Origin of the sequence: Burkholderia sp. 8Y, from assembly GCF_902506145.1 — a bacterium.
Taxonomy (GTDB): Bacteria; Pseudomonadota; Gammaproteobacteria; order Burkholderiales; family Burkholderiaceae; genus Caballeronia.
In genome coordinates this window covers 2,560,781-2,577,623 of the sequence record NZ_LR733520.1, presented here as the reverse complement: position 1 = coordinate 2,577,623, position 16,843 = coordinate 2,560,781, and the positions used below count along the sequence as shown (strand labels likewise).

At 64.5% G+C, this 16,843-nt stretch carries 15 protein-coding genes; 12 read left to right on the top strand and 3 right to left on the bottom strand.

Going from position 1 to position 16,843, the window contains the following annotated elements; all coding sequences use genetic code 11:
- Positions 1-260: 260 nt before the first annotated feature.
- The 5 genes from GV035_RS22650 (at position 261) to msrQ (ending at position 6,335) form a co-directional block, all read left to right on the top strand.
- A complete protein-coding gene (locus GV035_RS22650) occupies positions 261-923 on the top strand; it encodes a c-type cytochrome (protein ID WP_159837165.1) in 663 nt (220 codons plus the stop codon).
- 172 nt (positions 924-1,095) lie between these two features.
- Positions 1,096-3,339, top strand: a complete 2,244-nt coding sequence (locus GV035_RS22645; protein WP_159837164.1) for a cytochrome c biogenesis protein ResB — start codon at positions 1,096-1,098, stop codon at positions 3,337-3,339.
- Positions 3,340-3,343: 4 nt separating this feature from the next.
- The gene (ccsB, locus tag GV035_RS22640) at positions 3,344-4,546 is read left to right on the top strand and encodes a c-type cytochrome biogenesis protein CcsB (protein ID WP_159837163.1); all 1,203 of its coding nucleotides are present in this window, start codon (positions 3,344-3,346) and stop codon (positions 4,544-4,546) included.
- A gap of 128 nt (positions 4,547-4,674) precedes the next feature.
- Positions 4,675-5,664, top strand: coding sequence for a protein-methionine-sulfoxide reductase catalytic subunit MsrP (msrP, locus tag GV035_RS22635; protein ID WP_159837162.1), 990 nt, complete (start codon positions 4,675-4,677; stop codon positions 5,662-5,664).
- A gap of 2 nt (positions 5,665-5,666) precedes the next feature.
- Positions 5,667-6,335 (top strand): protein-methionine-sulfoxide reductase heme-binding subunit MsrQ, encoded by a 669-nt coding sequence (gene msrQ / locus GV035_RS22630; RefSeq protein WP_159837161.1) that lies wholly within the window; start codon positions 5,667-5,669, stop codon positions 6,333-6,335.
- Between the two features lie 45 nt (positions 6,336-6,380).
- Here the strand turns inward: msrQ and lysA are convergent, their stop codons facing one another.
- Positions 6,381-7,643, bottom strand: a complete 1,263-nt coding sequence (gene lysA, locus GV035_RS22625; RefSeq protein ID WP_159837160.1) for a diaminopimelate decarboxylase — start codon at positions 7,641-7,643, stop codon at positions 6,381-6,383.
- A 45-nt stretch (positions 7,644-7,688) separates the two neighbouring features.
- Positions 7,689-8,012, bottom strand: a complete 324-nt coding sequence (gene lptM / locus GV035_RS22620) for an LPS translocon maturation chaperone LptM (protein WP_159837159.1) — start codon at positions 8,010-8,012, stop codon at positions 7,689-7,691.
- A 35-nt stretch (positions 8,013-8,047) separates the two neighbouring features.
- Between lptM and cyaY the strand changes: the two genes are divergently transcribed.
- The gene (cyaY, locus tag GV035_RS22615) at positions 8,048-8,365 is read left to right on the top strand and encodes an iron donor protein CyaY (RefSeq protein ID WP_159837158.1); all 318 of its coding nucleotides are present in this window, start codon (positions 8,048-8,050) and stop codon (positions 8,363-8,365) included.
- A 21-nt stretch (positions 8,366-8,386) separates the two neighbouring features.
- Here the strand turns inward: cyaY and GV035_RS22610 are convergent, their stop codons facing one another.
- Positions 8,387-10,798, bottom strand: coding sequence for a penicillin-binding protein 1A (locus tag GV035_RS22610; protein ID WP_159837157.1), 2,412 nt, complete (start codon positions 10,796-10,798; stop codon positions 8,387-8,389).
- A 249-nt stretch (positions 10,799-11,047) separates the two neighbouring features.
- On the opposite strand from GV035_RS22610, the gene pilM reads away from it, so the two are divergent.
- The 6 genes from pilM (at position 11,048) to aroB (ending at position 16,838) form a co-directional block, all read left to right on the top strand.
- Positions 11,048-12,046, top strand: coding sequence for a pilus assembly protein PilM (pilM, locus tag GV035_RS22605; protein WP_159837156.1), 999 nt, complete (start codon positions 11,048-11,050; stop codon positions 12,044-12,046).
- Positions 12,043-12,693, top strand: coding sequence for a PilN domain-containing protein (locus tag GV035_RS22600; RefSeq protein ID WP_236572693.1), 651 nt, complete (start codon positions 12,043-12,045; stop codon positions 12,691-12,693). The genes pilM and GV035_RS22600 overlap by 4 nt, the downstream gene beginning before the upstream one ends.
- Complete coding sequence (locus GV035_RS22595) at positions 12,690-13,553, top strand: hypothetical protein (protein ID WP_159837154.1); 864 nt, start codon at positions 12,690-12,692, stop codon at positions 13,551-13,553. Before GV035_RS22600 ends, GV035_RS22595 begins: the two co-directional genes overlap by 4 nt.
- A complete protein-coding gene (locus GV035_RS22590) occupies positions 13,550-15,085 on the top strand; it encodes a type IV pilus secretin PilQ (protein ID WP_159837153.1) in 1,536 nt (511 codons plus the stop codon). The genes GV035_RS22595 and GV035_RS22590 overlap by 4 nt, the downstream gene beginning before the upstream one ends.
- Positions 15,086-15,189: 104 nt before the next feature.
- Positions 15,190-15,741, top strand: a complete 552-nt coding sequence (gene aroK, locus GV035_RS22585) for a shikimate kinase AroK (protein WP_159838163.1) — start codon at positions 15,190-15,192, stop codon at positions 15,739-15,741.
- An 8-nt stretch (positions 15,742-15,749) separates the two neighbouring features.
- Positions 15,750-16,838 (top strand): 3-dehydroquinate synthase, encoded by a 1,089-nt coding sequence (gene aroB, locus GV035_RS22580; protein WP_159837152.1) that lies wholly within the window; start codon positions 15,750-15,752, stop codon positions 16,836-16,838.
- Positions 16,839-16,843: the final 5 nt, after the last annotated feature.

Genomic DNA, 16,843 nt, shown 5'->3' with positions numbered 1-16,843 from the left:
CTCGAAGCCTGGAGAACCCCGGCAATACTGGGCATGCCCCGACTGGCGTCTTTGCGTGTAGCGGGTTATTGTACAATACGACGGATTTTTAAAGACCCGCAGGGGCGCAAGACCCAGGCCGCAAGCGCCAGCCATCAAGGAGCGAGACAGTTTCAGGGCATCTTTTGAGCCCTTTCGTTCGGGTACTTGCGGCCGTGTCCGGCAGCCGTCGTTTTTTGCAGAACCTCACATTCTCACAAGACGAAAAACAGGGTACGCGAATGAACCGACTGTACAGGTCTCTGGTAGTGCTTCAGGCAGCGGCGGCTTTCGGTGGATTAGCGGTATCGGTTTCAGTGAACGCGGCGGATGCCGCACAGCCGGCCAAGCCGGACGCGGCAAGAGGGCAGGCCATCGCCACGCAGGTTTGCGCCGCGTGTCATTCGGCGGACGGCAACAGCGCCGGCGCCGCGTTTCCCAAGCTGGCGGGGCAGCACGCCGACTACATCGTCAAGCAATTGAAGGATTACAAGACGCAACCGGGCGCGAAGGCGCCGGCGCGCAATAATCCGATCATGACGGGCATTGCCGGGGCGCTGTCGGATCAGGACATGGTGAACGTGGCGGCGTACTTCGCGTCTCAGAAGACCAAGGTCAACTACGCTCGCGACAAAAACGACGTCACGCTCGGCCAGAAGATCTACCGTGGCGGCATCGCCGACAAGGGCGTGCCGGCCTGCGCCGCGTGTCACGGCGCGACGGGCATGGGCATCCCGGTGCAGTATCCGCGGCTGTCGTGGCAGTGGGGCGATTACACCGTCGCCCAACTCAACGCATTCGCGCAAGGCACGCGCAACAACAGCGAACCGATGCACGCCATCGCGTCGCGCCTGAACGAAGCGGAAATGAAAGCGGTAGCGGATTACGCCGCCGGATTGCACTAACGCAGCACGCAGCGTCCAGCGGTTCCCGGCAAAGCGAAAACGCGGGGAATCGCCCATACTACGTACGAAGCCGGCCCGCAGAGGCAGGCGCGAAAACAAGAAAAAAGGGTGGGACGTCGGTCAGTCAGACCGCTTACGTCTCCACCCTTTTTTGCTGTCAGCCGGAGTTTGAATGAGCATCACCACATCGGGATTGCAGTCGAAGTCGAGCCGTCGCGCCGTGAGGCATTTCGTCGAGCTCGTGAGTTCGATGCGCTTCGCCATCGCCTTGCTGGTCGTGCTGGCGATCGCAAGCATCATCGGGACGGTGTTGACCCAGGAAGACCCGTACCCGAACTACGTCAATCAGTTCGGCCCTTTCTGGGCGGACATCTTCCGCGGCGTGAGCCTCTACAACGTGTACAGCGCGTGGTGGTTCATGCTGATTCTCGTCTTCCTCGTGATTTCGGTGTCGCTGTGCGTCGTGCGCAACGGCCCGAAGATGATCGCGGACATCAAGAACTGGAAAGATCGTGTGCACGAGGGCAGTCTGCGCGCGTTCCATCACAAGGGCGAGTTCGTGGTTGCCGCGGACCGCGCGCAGACCGCCGCGACGCTGGAACGTCTCAGCGCGAAGATGGGCTACCGCTTCGTCAGGCGCGAGACCGACACCGGCGCGACGCTGATCGCCGGCAAGCGCGGCACGCTCACGAAGCTCGGCTATATCTCGGCGCATCTCGCGATTGTCGTGATCTGCATCGGCGGCCTGCTGGACAGCAATCTGCCGATCAAGCTGCAAATGTGGCTGTTCAACAAAACGCCGGTCAGCACGAACGCGGTCATCAACGACATTCCCGCCGAGCATCGCCTTTCGGTGTCGAATCCGACGTTTCGCGGCTACGCGTGGGTGCCGGAAGGGCAGTACGTCGGCACGGCCATCCTGAATCAGCAGGACGGCTCGATCATTCAGGACCTGCCGTTTTCCATTCAGCTCGACAAGTTCATCGTCGATTACTACTCGACCGGCATGCCGAAGCTCTTCGCGAGCGATATCGTCGTGATCGATCACAAGACGGGCAAGCGCATTCCGGCGCGCGTCGAAGTGAACAAGCCGTTCACGTATGACGGCGTGTCGATCTATCAATCGAGCTTTCAGGACGGCGGCTCGAAGCTGGAAATGACCGCCTGGCCGATGACCGGCAACAGCGCCAGGACCGCGCCGTTCAACGGGACGATCGGCGGCACCGCGCCAATCGCGGCGCAATTCGCGGGCGCGCTGGGCGAAACAGTGGAATTCACGGATTTTCGCGCGATCAACGTCGAAAATATGACGGACGGCAGCGGTGCGCCGGACGCGCGCGGCGTCGGCAAGAAAGAGACGCTGCGCGATGCGTTCGACGAGCGCCTCGGTTCCGGCGCGAAGACGTCGAAGCCGACGGACCTGCGCAACATCGGCCCGTCGGTGCAGTACAAGGTGCGCGGCACGGACGGGCAGGCGCGCGAGTACAGCAACTACATGCTGCCGGTCGATGTCGGCGGTCAGCGAATGTTCCTGGCCGGCATGCGCGTGAGCCCGAACGATCCGTTCCGCTATCTGCGCATTCCCGCTGATGAGCAAGGCTCGGTCAAGCAGTGGATGAACCTTCGCGCCGCGCTTCAGGCGCCCGCGACCCGCGCCGCTGCGGCGCACCGGTTTGCCATGCGTTCGGTGCCGCAGGAAAACACCGACTTACAGAAGCATCTGGAGGAAAGCGCGCTGCGGGTGCTGAACCTCTTCGCCGGCGCGGACGAAAACGGTGCAGCGAGCGCGAATGGTCAGTTGAACGGCGGCTTCCAGAGCATTGCCGCGTTTATCGACAAATCCGTGCCGAAGGGCGAGCAGGAAAAAGCCGCCGGGCTGCTCATGCGGATGCTGGAAGGCGCAATGTGGGACGTCTGGCAACTGTCGCGCGAGCAGAATGGCTTGCCGGATGCGAAGATCGACGAAAAGAACACGGCGTTCGTTCAGGCGTCGATCAACGCGCTTTCTGACAGCTTTCTGTACGGTTCTCCCGTCTTCCTGCAACTAGACTCTTTCAAGCAGGTGCAAGCCTCGGTATTCCAGTTGACGCGCGCGCCGGGTAAAAAAGTGGTGTATCTTGGCAGCCTTCTGCTCGTGGCCGGCATCTTCTCGATGTTCTATGTACGTGAACGCCGGCTCTGGTTCTGGCTCAAAGATTCAGGGCAAGGCGGTGCGAGCGTGCTGATGGCCATGTCCACGGCGCGCCGGACGCTGGACTTCGAGAAGGAATTCGAGCGCACGCGTGCATCCGTTGGCGCGGCGCTGGGCGCTTCGCCGCTCGATCCGGCGGCGACGCAGCACACGCACGATGCGCCGGCGTCCGCCGCGCCGCAATCGCAATCCGAAGCCGAGAGCTCGGACGTTTCATCACGGTAAGATCATGGACCTCACACAGACTTCCTCCCACGCCGCCGCCAAGACGGAACGTCCGGCATCGAGCCTTCCCGATGTCGCCGTGTTCGACGACCGTCCGTTCTTCCGCAAGCTGGGCGCGCTCGACTGGCTGTTCGCCCTCGCGATGGTCGCGGGCGCGGGTTTCGCGTTGAACCGCTACCACGAGTACATGAATGTGTACGACATGGCGGTGCTGATCGGCGCGGTGCCAACCTTCGTCGTGCTTGGCTGGCGCTGGAAGCCGGTGCGCTTGCTGATCGCGCTGATCGCGGTCATGTCGCTGCTGTCCATCCAGCTTTATCAGCACGACCTCGCGCGCGCCGATACCAATTTCTTCCTCAAGTACTTTCTGTCGAGCCAGTCCGCGATTCTCTGGATGAGCGCGCTGTTCATTCTCGCGACGCTCTTCTATTGGATCGGGCTTCTCACGCGCTCGCAGACCGGCGGCGCGATCGGCTCGCGCATGACCTGGGTCGCGGTGCTGATGGGCTTCACCGGCATGATGGTGCGCTGGTACGAGTCGTACATGATCGGCAGCGACGTCGGCCACATTCCTATCTCAAACCTGTACGAAGTGTTCGTGCTGTTCTGCCTCATCACGTCGCTGTTCTACCTCTACTACGAGCAGCATTACGCGACGCGGCAGATGGGCGCGTTCGTTTTGCTCGTGATCAGCGCGGCCGTCGGCTTTCTGATGTGGTATTCGATTGCACGCGATGCGCAGCAGATTCAGCCGCTCGTGCCCGCGCTGCAAAGCTGGTGGATGAAGATTCACGTGCCGGCGAACTTCATCGGTTACGGCAGCTTCGCGCTTTCCGCGATGGTGTCGGTCGCGTATCTCGCGAAGCAGCGCGGTTTTCTTGCCGACCGCCTGCCGTCGCTCGAAGTCCTCGACGATGTCATGTACAAGTCGATCGCGGTCGGCTTCGCGTTCTTCACCATTGCGACGATTCTCGGCGCGCTGTGGGCGGCGGAAGCGTGGGGCGGCTACTGGAGCTGGGACCCGAAGGAAACGTGGGCGTTGATCGTCTGGCTCAACTACGCGGCGTGGCTCCACATGCGGCTGATGAAGGGCCTGCGCGGCGCGGCGGCGGCGTGGTGGGCGCTTACGGGTCTGATCGTGACGACGTTCGCGTTCCTCGGCGTCAACATGTTTTTGTCCGGCTTGCATAGTTACGGCAAGCTGTGAGCCGGCCGGCATAGCAAAAACAGAAACCGCCATGCGTCGCGCTGGCGGTTTTTCTTCGTTTCGGCGTGGAATACGGGCACTGGTTCTGCTGTTTGCCTGTGTATCGCGAAAGCAAAGGAGTCGGCTCCATGTGGATCAAACGTAACGGCGCGCTTTATGGCGATGACATCGCCCGCGATGAGATCACGCCGCGCGACGTGTTCGAGAATCGCCGCCGCGCGCTGCGCTCCATCGGCGCGTTCGCGGCGACAGGACTCGCCGGCGCGAGCGGTCTCGCCCACGCGACGCTGACATCGCCCGACGCGAAGGGCCAGAAGCTCGCCGCGAAGACCAATGCGAAGTACGTCGCGCTCGACAAACCGACGCCGCTCAAAGACGTCACCACGTACAACAACTTCTACGAATTCGGCACCGACAAGGGCGATCCCGCCGAGCACGCGGGCACGTTGCGTCCGCGGCCGTGGAAAGTGTCGGTGGAAGGCGCGATCAAGAATCCGAAGGTCTACGACATCGACGACATTCTCAAGATCGCGCCGCTCGAAGAGCGCGTCTACCGCCTGCGATGCGTCGAAGGATGGTCGATGGTCATTCCGTGGATCGGCGTGTCGCTGTCGGAGCTGATCAAGCGCGCGGAGCCGACGGGCAACGCGAAGTACGTGCAGTTCATCACGCTCGCGGACCGTTCACAGATGCCGGGGCTGTCCACGCCGATCCTCGACTGGCCGTATTCCGAGGGCCTGCGCATGGACGAAGCGATGAACCCGCTCACGCTGCTGACCGTCGGTCTCTACGGTGAAGTGCTGCCGAACCAGAACGGCGCGCCGGTGCGCGTCGTCGTGCCGTGGAAATACGGCTTCAAGAGCGCGAAGTCGCTGGTCAAGATCCGCTTCGTGGAGAAGCAGCCGCCGACGAGCTGGAACACGTACGCGCCCAACGAATACGGCTTCTACTCGAACGTGAACCCGAACGTGGATCATCCGCGCTGGAGTCAGGCGACGGAGCGGCGTATCGGCGAGGACGGATTTTTCACGCCCAAACGCAAGACGCTGATGTTCAACGGATACGGCGATCAGGTCGCGTCGCTGTATCAGGGCATGGACCTCAAGAAGAACTTCTGAATATGCCGAGCGCAACCGATATCAAAACGGCGCGGCCGCGTGCGCGCGTCCAGGCGGGACCGCGCTGGATCGCGCCGGCGAAGGTCACGGTGTTCATTGCCGCGCTGTATCCGCTTGCGCGTATCGTGCTGCTCTGCGTGACGGGCGTGCACGGCGGACTGGGCGCGAACCCGATCGAGTTCATCACGCGTTCGACTGGCCTGTGGACGCTCGTATTTCTGTGCATCACGCTCGCCATCACGCCGGCGAGACGTCTGACCGGCGTGACGGCGCTCGTGCGCTTTCGCCGCATGATCGGTCTCTTTGCGTTCTTTTACGCCGCGCTGCATTTCACGACGTATTTCTGGTTCGACAAGTGGTTCGACGTCGCGGAGATTCTGAAGGACATCGGCAAGCGGCCGTTCATCACAGTCGGATTCGCGGCGTTCCTGTTGTTGATTCCGCTTGCCGTCACATCGCCCAAAGCGATGGTGCGCAAGCTCGGCCGCCGCTGGCAGACGCTGCATCGCACGATATATCTGATCGCCGCGCTCGCCATCCTGCATTTCTGGTGGATGAAGGCGGGCAAGCACGATCTGGAACTGCCGAAGATCTACGGCGCGATCGTGATTGCGTTGCTCGGCTGGCGTCTGGTTGTGTGGCTCAAGTCGAAGTCCGCGACGCGCGCATGAAAAAAGCGATGCCTCCGCATCGCTTCTTCGTCGCGTTCCGAACCGTCAGTCCGGCAGAATCGACTCTCCGGCAAACAACTGCTGCACGTCCTCACGTTCGCGCACGAGCCGGGCCCGTTCTCCATCGACCATGACTTCGGCGGCGCGCGGGCGCGTGTTGTAGTTGGAGCTCATCACGAAGCCGTACGCGCCGGCCGAGCAGATGGCGAGCAGATCGCCCGGCTCGACGGCCAGTTCGCGATCGCGCCCGAGCCAGTCGCCGCTTTCGCACACCGGGCCGACCACGTCGTACTTGTGCGCGGGCGCGTTGCGCTTCACGACCGGCACGATGCGATGAAACGCCTCGTACATCGCGGGGCGCGCGAGGTCGTTCATGGCGGCATCGACGATGGCGAAGCTCTTCTCCTCGCCCGGTTTCAGATACTCGACGCGCGTGAGCAGCACGCCCGCATTGCCGACGAGCGAGCGCCCCGGCTCGAAATACACTTCGCGCTGACCGTGGCCGCGCTTTTCGACATGCGCGAGCAGCGTACGCACGAAATCGCCGATATCGGGCGGCGTTTCGTCGTCGTAGGTAATGCCGAGACCGCCGCCGACGTCCACGTGACGAATGGACATGCCGTCCGCCTCGATCTGCTCGACGAGGTCCAGCAACTTGTCGAGCGCGTCGAGATACGGGCTGATTTCGGTGATCTGCGAGCCGATATGGCAGTCGATGCCGACGACCTCGAGGTTTCCCATCGCCTGCGCCTCGCGATAGGTCGCGCGCGCATCGCTGAACGCCACGCCGAACTTGTTCGACTTGAGGCCGGTGGAAATGTACGGATGCGTCTTCGCGTCCACGTCCGGGTTCACGCGCAGCGAAACCGGCGCACGCTTGCCGAGCGACTTCGCGATTTCGTTGAGCGCGTGCAGTTCGGGAATCGATTCGACATTGAAGCACTTAACGCCGGCTTGCAGCGCCTCGCGCATCTCCGCCGCCGACTTGCCGACGCCCGAAAACACGGTGTTCTCGGCCTTGCCGCCTGCCGCGAGCACGCGCGCCAGTTCGCCCGACGACACGATATCGAAGCCCGCGCCCATGCGCGCGAACACGTTGAGCACCGCCAGATTGCTGTTGGCCTTCACCGCGACATGCACGACCGCGCGGCGTCCGGCGCAGGCATCGGCGTAAGCGCGATAGGCGCGCGTCAGCGCATCGCGGGAATAGACGTAGAGCGGCGTGCCGAACTGCTGCGCGAGCGACGCGGCTAAGACGCCTTCGGCGTGCAGCGCGCCGTCGACATAGTGGAAAGCGGAATCACTCATGCGTGCGTGGAATGGAAGATGCGCCAGGGCGCGAAGGACTTGCGGTCAGTCAGCGGACGACGCGGCATTGGGAGCCGCGGGCGTCGTCTTCAGGTCGGTCTCAGGCGCGAGTGAAAGCGGCGCGCCGGACGTGTCGGGCACGTCGCCTTCCGCGTTGGCTCCGGTCTTGCCGGCGCGCGACGCGGTTTCGTCGCTGGGAGTCACGTCGGAAGGCGGCGTATCCTGAAGGTTCTCAGGGCGCTGCGGCATGGGAGGCACGACGGGGAGATAGAGCGGACCGCGTTGCCCGCAACCGCCGAGCGTGAGCGTGGTCGCGGCGCACATGCTGACAGCCGCTACAATCGCGCTCATCCTGAAAACAGCTCGCATGACCGTCCCTGTACATAGAATCGATGGAGTTTAGCATGACAGACCAGGAATACCTGACGTTGGCAGAGGCCGTCCTGACGGCGATCGAGCGGTCGGTCGACCAGGCCGAAGCCGATATCGAATTCGAGCGAAGCGGCAACGTGTTGACGCTCGAATTCGAGAACCGGACGAAGGTAATCGTCAATTTGCAGCCGCCGAAACACGAAATCTGGCTCGCGGCGAAGGCGGGCGGATTCCACTACAAATACGTCGACGGCAAGTGGCGCGACACTCGCGACAACAGCGAGTTTTTCGCCGCGCTCACGCAATACTCCACCGCACAGGCAGGCGAGCCGGTCCGCTTTTCAGCGTGACCGGCGCGGGGCGCGCAACGCTCACTGCCCCTTGAACAGATTCATGATGTCCTGCTTTTCCTGCTCGCCGACATCCGGCGCAGGCGCGGTCACGCCCGACACGCCGCCTTCCTGCGGCGGGGCCTGACTGACGCCGATGGTCGCGATGAAGCCGTGGCCCGGCGTCATGTCGTCGTAGTACAGCTCGCCGCCGAGCGATTTCACGTCAGGCGGCATCAGCGGCTTGTACTCGGGCACGCCTTGCAGCGCGCGGCTCATGTAGTCCATCCAGACCGGCAGCGCGAGACCGCCGCCCGTTTCCTTGTCGCCGAGGCTGCGCGGATTGTCGTAGCCCACCCACGCGATTGCCACGAGGGAACGCTGATAGCCGGCGAACCAGGCGTCGCGCGAATCGTTCGTCGTGCCGGTCTTGCCGGCCAGATCGGTGCGTTTAAGCTGATTCGTTTTCGCCGCCGTGCCGTGCTGCGCCACGCTTTGCAGCAGGCTGTTCATCACGTACGCATTGCGCGGCGTGATGGCGAGCGGCGCCGTCTGCTGCGCGACGAGCGGTTGCGGATGCGACACCACGGCGCCGCGCGGATCGGTGATATCGGCGATCAGGTACGGATTGATCCGATACCCGCCGTTCGCGAACACGGAGTAGCCCGCCGCCATTTGCAGCGGCGTGACGAGACCCGCGCCGAGCGCCATCGGCAGATACGCGGGATGGCGGTCCGCGTCGAAGCCGAAGCGCGTGATGTACTGCTGCCCGTACTTCGTGCCGATCGTGTTCAGAATGCGGATCGACACCATGTTCTTCGACTTCTGCAGCGCGGTGCGCATGGTCATCGGGCCGTCGAAGCCGCCGCCGTAGTTCTTCGGCTCCCACGCCTGCCCGCCGGTTTCGGCCGCGCTGAAGAAGAGCGGTCCGTCGTTGATGATCGTCGCCGGCGACAAACCCTTCTCCAGCGACGCCGAATAGATGAACGGCTTGAAGCTCGAACCCGGCTGACGCCACGCCTGCGTGACGTGATTGAACTTGTTCTTGTTGAAGTCGAAGCCGCCGACGAGCGCGCGGATCGCGCCGTCCTGCGGCACCATCGAAATGAGTGCGCCTTCCACTTGCGGCAATTGCGTGATGGTCCAGTCGCCGTCGTCGTTCTTCACGAGCCGCACGATGGCGCCCGGACGAATGCGCTGGTTCGGCTGCGCGCGCGGCGACAGCGCGTTGGCCACGAAGCGCAGGTTGTTGCCGCTGACCGTCGCCACGTTGCCGTCGATGAAGCTGGCCGTCACTTCCTTCGTGCTCGCCGCCGTCACGACCGCCGCGACGATCTCGCCGTTGTCCGGATGCTCGGCGAGCGCATCGTCGATGGCCTGTTCCCGGTCGTCCGCGCGCGACGGCAGATCGATGAAGCCCTCCGGCCCGCGATAGCCGTGACGCCGTTCGTAGTCCATCAGCCCCTTTCGAACCGCGCGATAGGCGGCGTCCTGATCGGCGGAATCGATCGTCGTCACCACGTTGAGGCCGCGCGTGTACGCTTCCTCGCGGTACTGCGCGTACATCATCTGACGGACCATTTCGGCCACGTATTCAGCGTGCACGCTGAATTCGCGTCCCTGGCCCTTCACGACGAGCGGCTGCCTGGCCGCCTGCTCATACTCGTCCTCGGTGATGAAGCCGAGTTCGCGCATGCGCTCAAGGATGTACTCCTGCCGAACCTTCGCGCGCTTCGGATTCACGACCGGGTTATAGGCCGAGGGCGCTTTCGGCAGCCCGGCGAGCATGGCCGCTTCGGCGAGCGTGATGTCTTTCAGATCCTTGCCGAAATAGACGCGCGCCGCGCTCGCGAAACCGTAGGCGCGCTGCCCGAGATAGATCTGATTCATATAGACCTCGAGAATCTGATCTTTCGTTAGCGCGCGCTCGATCTTGTATGCGAGCAGCATTTCGTAAATCTTGCGCGTATAGGTCTTTTCGCTCGACAGGAAGAAGTTGCGCGCGACCTGCATCGTGATCGTGCTCGCGCCTTGCGACGCGTGACCGTTCGTCAGCGCGACGCTGCCCGCGCGCAGGATGCCCGTCAGATCGACGCCGCCGTGGTCGTAAAAACGCGCGTCCTCGATGGCGAGCACGGCCTTCTTCAGATGATCGGGCACGTCCTGGATGCGCACAACACTGCGGCGTTCTTCGCCGAATTCGCCGATCAGCACGTGGTCCGCCGTGTAAATGCGCAGCGGCACCTTCGGGCGATAGTCGGTGAGTGCTTCGAGCGACGGCAGGTTCGGCATCGCGACGACGAGCGCATAGCCGAGCACCAGTCCAGCACAGACGATCAGCGCGACAACGCCGACGAGAAAGCCGAGAAACAGCCGTGAATACCAGGGGCGTCGAGCCTTCTTCGGCCGTTCGGGCGGCGTGGCAGGCGGATTGGTCGGGGAAGAGGATTGCATAGCACCACCAAAAACAGTCCCGCGATTATAGCCGTCCGGGTTTCGGGTTTTTCCTAGGACTGCAGACACCTGACCGACGCATCGCGCTGGCTTTTCACCTTCAACAATACGCGCGATGGGCCGGCAAAACATCCTGCCACCGCACGCGTTAGCCATTCGGCCGAATGTTCGCCGTGCGCCGCCGTCACGACAATTCCTCTACTGCAAGCGCACGAACGGTTCGGCGCGCGAGTAAGAGAAGGAGTGGTCATGAAAAACGAAAACGCCTTGCGCGGCACGATGCTGACGGTCACGCGACGGTTCGCGGCGGGCATCGACGTGAGCGAGGACGCGGTGCGGATCGCCGTCTTGAGCCGGCGTCTGAAAAGGGACTCGACGGTGTGCGTCGAACATCTGGATTCGGTGCCGCTCGCGCGTGGCGCGGTGGTGGACAGCGATTTCCTCGATCGTGCCGCCGTCGTCGCCGCGCTGCGCGAGACGGTGGCGCGCTTGCCGCAGAACGGCGCGTGGCGGGCGCTGCGTTGCGCGATGGGTTTGCCGGCGTCCGCGACGCACAGCACGCGCGTGCCGCTCGCCCGGCTGATAGAGACGCGCGAACCCGACATGGCAACCCTCGGCGCGGACCCGTGCGGCCTGCTGGAGCCTGCGGTGCTTGCCGAGGCCGAGCGCGTGTCGGGAATCGAGCGCAGCGCGCTCGCGGTCGACTGGTCGGTGCAGGCGCGCGAGAACGGCCAGCCCGACGTGGCCATTTCGGCCACGGCGCGCCAGCACGTCGAAGCACGCGTGGAAACGGCGGCTGCGGCGGGCATCGCGTTATGTGCAATCGATGGCGAGCCCGCCGCCGCCTTGCGCGCGATGCGTCATTCCGGCAAAACCGAGCTCGGCTCCGATGCGCGCTATCTGGCGTGCTGGCTGGAAAACGCGGGGCTGCACGGATGGCTCGTCAACGCGGGCGAAGTGGAGCGCGAAGCGCGCTATCCCGCGCCGGAGTACGGCAGCGCCTCGGACGCGCTGCGCGAGCTGGCGGGCGCGACGCCGCTCGGCTGCATCTTCGTGGGCGGCCAGGAGCAATTGCTGGAACAGGCGAAGCTTTCCCTTCCCGCGCTCACGCGAGCCTTCGGCTGTCCGGTGCTGCCGTTCGAATCGGCGCCGTATTGCCACGGCGCATCGCAAATCGCGGGTGCGCTCAAACACTCGCCGCTCTTCGCGGTTGCCTTCGGGCTCGCGCTGCGCGAGGTGCTGCAATGATGAGCGCCGCGATTGTCGAGGGATTCAACCTGCTTCCTCACCGAGCGCGAAAACGTCGCTCGCTACGGCGTCAGCGGCTCGCGATTCTCGCTGCCGCCGGATTGGCGGGATGCGCGGCGGTGGGCGGCGTCGTCGGCTGGGATGCGCTCGAGCGGGCGCGTCTGGACGACCGCCGCATCGCGCTCGAAGCGACGCTGCGTGCATCGAGCGCGCAAATCGACGAGCACGCCCGCCTGCTTCGCACCGAAGCCGAGCGGCGTCGCGCGATCGAGGCCGCGCAGCCGCTCGCCGCGCCGCGCGATCGTTTTCTCGCGCTTCTCGATGCGCTCGCGGACGCGCCGGTTCCGGGCGACGTCGCGCTGCAACGCGTCTCGCAGCGTGCCGACGAAGTCGAACTCGCCGCGCTCGCGCCCGATTCGCAAACGGCGGCGCGCTGGCTGAAGCGTCTGGAAGGGCTGCGCGGGGTGCAATCGGTCGAAGTCGTCGAGATGAAGCGGCGCGCGGAGATGGTGCCGCCGGGCAGGCGCGAGGCTGTTGCATCAACCCCCGATCGATATGAATTCACCGCGCTCGTGCGCTATGCGCCAGCAGGCGGCAAGCCGTTACCGGCCAGTACGAAAGCAACGATCACAAGGAGAACCCGATGAGCACCGTGACCATGAATTTTCCGACGCGGCTTCCCCATCCGATATTTCAGCCGCTCGACCAATGGTCGAAACGCCGGACGGCCATCACCGCCATTGCGCTCGCATTCGTCCTATTCGCGCTGGGGCTGCAAGGCTGGCGGACCTCGGGCCTGAGTCAGCGCGATGCAAGCCGCGCCGCGCTTGCCGCGACGCAGCGCAAGCTGGACGACGTGGGCCGCGTCGTTGCCGAACTGCCCGATCTACAGACGCGCGTCGCGGCCAGCGCGATGAAGCCGGAGAACTGGACCGCTGCGGATTCGCTGCACGCCGTCGCCGGGCTCGCTGCGCAAAACGGGCTGCGTGTGACCGAGATCGACCCGCAGGCATTGAAAAGCGGCGTGCCGAAATCGACGCCGGCGCCGTCCGAACGCGCGCTGACGTTTCGCGCAGAAGGGGCGTTTCCGGAAATCCGGCGCTTTCTGGAGACGCTTTCCGGGCTGCCGCGCCTGGTTGTGCCCGAGGCCGTGCAGATCAGGCGGCAGGCGGGCGCGCTGAGCATCGACGCCACGCTGCGCATCCACGACACGCTGCCTGCTGTCCCGCCCGCGGAGCCGCCGCGCATGGACGCGTTCGTCGTCGATCCTTTCGGCAAGGACGGCGCTGCGGGGTTCTCGCGGAGCGCCGGCATGCTGCTCGTGGGGACGCTCGTCGGACGGCATCGCGCGATGGCGCTCGTGCAAAGCACCAAAAACGTCGAACATTTCCAGCCGGGCCAGAAAATCGGCGATGAGCGGCTCGAACGGGTGCAGCCGGGCGCCATCGAACTCGCCAGCGACGAAGGCGCGCTGCGCACGTTGACCTTTCCGGAGGAGCGCAAGTGAGCGCGGCCGTTTCGATTCTGCGCGCTGTCGGCGTCGCGCTGCTGTTGCTCGGGCGAGCGGTGGCCGCGTCCGAAAGCGGCGATGCGCCCGCTGCACCATTGCCGCCGTTGCCGCCGCTGCCAGCATCGTTCGATACCTTGCCGACTGACCAGTTTGCTATCGATACGAGCGTGCCGGCCGCGTCGGCTGCGCCCCTGACAGCGCCGTCGCCGGCCGCGCCCGCACAACCGGCCGCGAGCGCGGACGAGCCGCTCGAAGGCCCGCCCGTGCCGCTGCCGCAACTGCAACGGCTGAGCGCATCGGATACCGCGCGCCCTGCCGCCGACGACGGCAAACCGATCACGCTCGACCTGAAGAACGCGGACCTGAGCGCGGCGCTGCAAAGCTTCGCGCGCTTCACCGGGCTCAATATCATCGCGAGCGAGAAGGTGCGCGGGCAGGTGTCGATCAACCTGGCGGCGGTGCCGTGGCGGCGCGCGTTCGATACGCTCCTAGACGTGAACGGGCTCGCCATGGAGCAACACGGCAATGTGATCTGGGTCGCGCCGCTCGCCGAACTCGCCGCCCGCGAAAAGCTGCGATACGAAGCGCACGCGCGTGCCGCCGATCTCGAACCGCTCGCGAGCCGCACGTTCCTGCTGCGCTATCCGCGCGCCGAGGATGTCCGCAAGCTGCTCACCGGCTCCGGAACGCAGCGCGTGCTCTCGAAGCGCGGCTCCGCGATGGCCGACCCGCGCACGAACCTGCTTTTTGTCACCGACCTCGACGCACGCGTGCAGCAGATCGCCGAACTGATCGCATCCATCGACAAGCCGACGCCGCAGGTCATGATCGAAGCGAGGATCGTGGAGGGCGAGACCGGGTTGTCGCGCAATCTCGGCGTGAAACTGGGCGTCGCGCCGACGGGCGATACGGCGCGCGGCATCGCGGGCGGCAAGGACGGCGTGGTATACGATCTGGCGGCGCAGCCCATCAACGGCTTCGACGCGGCCACGGCCGGTCTCACGCTGTTCGCGGCACAAGCCACCCGGCTGCTGGATATTCAGTTGAGCGCGCTGGAAGCGGAAGGGCGCGGGAAGGTCGTGTCACGGCCGCGCGTCGTGACGGCGGACCGCGCGAAGGCGATCGTCGAGCAGGGCACCGAGCTGCCTTATCAGGCGAAAGTCGGCAATGGTGTTTCTGGCGTGCAGTTTCGGCGCGCTGCGCTCAAACTGGAGGTCGAGCCGCAAATCACGCCGCACGGCCACGTCATTCTGGAACTCGACGTGGCGAAGGACAGCGTCGGCGAGCAGACGGCGTCCGGGCCGGCCATCAATACAAAGCACGTTCAGACGCGCGTCGAAGTGGATGACGGCGGCACGGTGGCGATCGGCGGCATCTATTCAGACGATGAACGCGAGGACGTGACCGGCGTGCCGGGACTGATGAAACTGCCGGTCATCGGCTGGCTCTTCCGGCACGACGCGCGGCGCAGGTCGCACAACGAGCTGGTTATCCTGATCACGCCGCACGTGATTGCATCGGACGGATAGGGCGGGATGAAGGCGAATCGGGGACGGCGGGCGCGACTCGACAAAGCGGTCGGTTTGCCCTTAAGCTGCCGCACGAACAAATCGATACCGTGAAAGGATTGACGTTGCAGGAAGGGCACGCGAACGCGAACATTTTTTTCGTCGGACTCATGGGGGCGGGCAAAACCACCGTGGGCCGCGCGGTTGCGCGCCGTTTGCAGCGCGATTTCGTCGACTCTGACCAGGAAATCGAAGCGCGCACCGGCGCGCGCATTCCGGTCATCTGGGAACTCGAAGGCGAGAGCGGATTTCGTCAGCGCGAAGCGAACGTCATCGACGAGCTGTCGCAGAAAAGCGGCATCGTGCTGGCGACGGGCGGCGGCGCGGTGTTGCGGCCGGAGAATCGCGAACATCTGAAGAATCGCGGCATCGTCATCTATCTGCGCGCGAATCCGCATGATCTCTGGCAGCGCACGCGCCGCGACAAGAACCGGCCGCTTCTGCAAACAGACGACCCGCGCGGCAAGCTCGAAACGCTCTTTCGCACGCGCGATCCGCTCTATCACGAGTGCGCGCACTTCGTCGTCGAGACCGGCAGGCCGACCGTCAACGCGCTCGTCAACATGGTCCTGATGCAACTGGAGGTGGCCGGCGTCATCAAGTCGGCTGAGTCATAATGTCCGCCATGATTACCTCAACGATCACCGTCAACGTCGAACTGGGCGAGCGCGCCTATCCCATTCACATCGGAGCCGGCGTCATCAGCCGCACCGAGCTTTTCGCGCCGCATATCAAGGGTTCGTCCGTCGCGATCGTGAGCAATTCCACGGTCGATCCGCTTTACGGCGACACACTGCGCGCCGCGCTCGAACCGCTCGGCAAGAAGGTCACGACCGTCGTTCTGCCGGACGGCGAAGCCCACAAGAACTGGGAAACGCTCAACACCATCTTCGACGCGCTGCTTTCGAATCGCGCGGACCGCAAGACCACGTTGATCGCGCTGGGCGGCGGCGTCGTCGGCGACATGACCGGCTTCGCGGCGGCGTGCTACATGCGCGGCGTGCCGTTCATTCAGGTGCCGACTACGCTGCTTGCGCAAGTGGATTCGTCGGTGGGCGGCAAGACCGGCATCAACCATCCGCTCGGCAAGAACATGATCGGCGCGTTCTATCAGCCGCAGGCGGTCATCGCGGATATCGGTGCGCTGCATACGCTGCCGGAGCGGGAGCTGGCGGCGGGCATCGCGGAAGTCATCAAGACGGGCGCGATCGCCGATGCCGAATTCTTCGAGTGGATTGAAGCCAACATCGGCGCTTTGAACGAACGCAACGACAGCGCGCTCGCGCATGCGGTCAAGCGGTCATGCGAGATCAAGGCGTCCGTCGTGGCATCCGACGAGCGCGAAGGCGGACAGCGCGCCATCCTGAATTTCGGCCACACGTTCGGTCACGCGATCGAAGCCGGGCTCGGCTACGGCGAATGGCTGCATGGCGAGGCGGTCGGCTGCGGCATGGTCATGGCGGCGGACTTGTCGGTGCGCCTCGACAAGCTCGACGACGCCGCACGCAAGCGGCTCGTGCGCGTGATCGAAGCGGCGAAGCTGCCCGTCCGCGCGCCGAAGCTCGGCGACGACCGCTACATCGATCTGATGAGAGTCGACAAGAAAGCCGAAGCCGGCGAGATCAAATTTATTCTGCTGACCCGCTTCGGCGCGACGGAAATTACCGGCGCGCCCGATCAGGCCGTGCGCGAGACGCTCGCTGCCAGCGTCTGATCGAT

Bases quoted from the DNA above. Each gene is read 5' to 3' on its own strand.
- GV035_RS22650 (WP_159837165.1), top strand. From the start codon at position 261: ATGAACCGACTGTACAGGTCTCTGGTAGTGCTTCAGGCAGCGGCGGCT.
- GV035_RS22645 (WP_159837164.1), top strand. From the start codon at position 1,096: ATGAGCATCACCACATCGGGATTGCAGTCGAAGTCGAGCCGTCGCGCC.
- ccsB (WP_159837163.1), top strand. From the start codon at position 3,344: ATGGACCTCACACAGACTTCCTCCCACGCCGCCGCCAAGACGGAACGT.
- msrP (WP_159837162.1), top strand. From the start codon at position 4,675: ATGTGGATCAAACGTAACGGCGCGCTTTATGGCGATGACATCGCCCGC.
- msrQ (WP_159837161.1), top strand. From the start codon at position 5,667: ATGCCGAGCGCAACCGATATCAAAACGGCGCGGCCGCGTGCGCGCGTC.
- lysA (WP_159837160.1), bottom strand. From the start codon at position 7,643: ATGAGTGATTCCGCTTTCCACTATGTCGACGGCGCGCTGCACGCCGAA.
- lptM (WP_159837159.1), bottom strand. From the start codon at position 8,012: ATGCGAGCTGTTTTCAGGATGAGCGCGATTGTAGCGGCTGTCAGCATG.
- cyaY (WP_159837158.1), top strand. From the start codon at position 8,048: ATGACAGACCAGGAATACCTGACGTTGGCAGAGGCCGTCCTGACGGCG.
- GV035_RS22610 (WP_159837157.1), bottom strand. From the start codon at position 10,798: ATGCAATCCTCTTCCCCGACCAATCCGCCTGCCACGCCGCCCGAACGG.
- pilM (WP_159837156.1), top strand. From the start codon at position 11,048: ATGAAAAACGAAAACGCCTTGCGCGGCACGATGCTGACGGTCACGCGA.
- GV035_RS22600 (WP_236572693.1), top strand. From the start codon at position 12,043: ATGATGAGCGCCGCGATTGTCGAGGGATTCAACCTGCTTCCTCACCGA.
- GV035_RS22595 (WP_159837154.1), top strand. From the start codon at position 12,690: ATGAGCACCGTGACCATGAATTTTCCGACGCGGCTTCCCCATCCGATA.
- aroB (WP_159837152.1), top strand. From the start codon at position 15,750: ATGATTACCTCAACGATCACCGTCAACGTCGAACTGGGCGAGCGCGCC.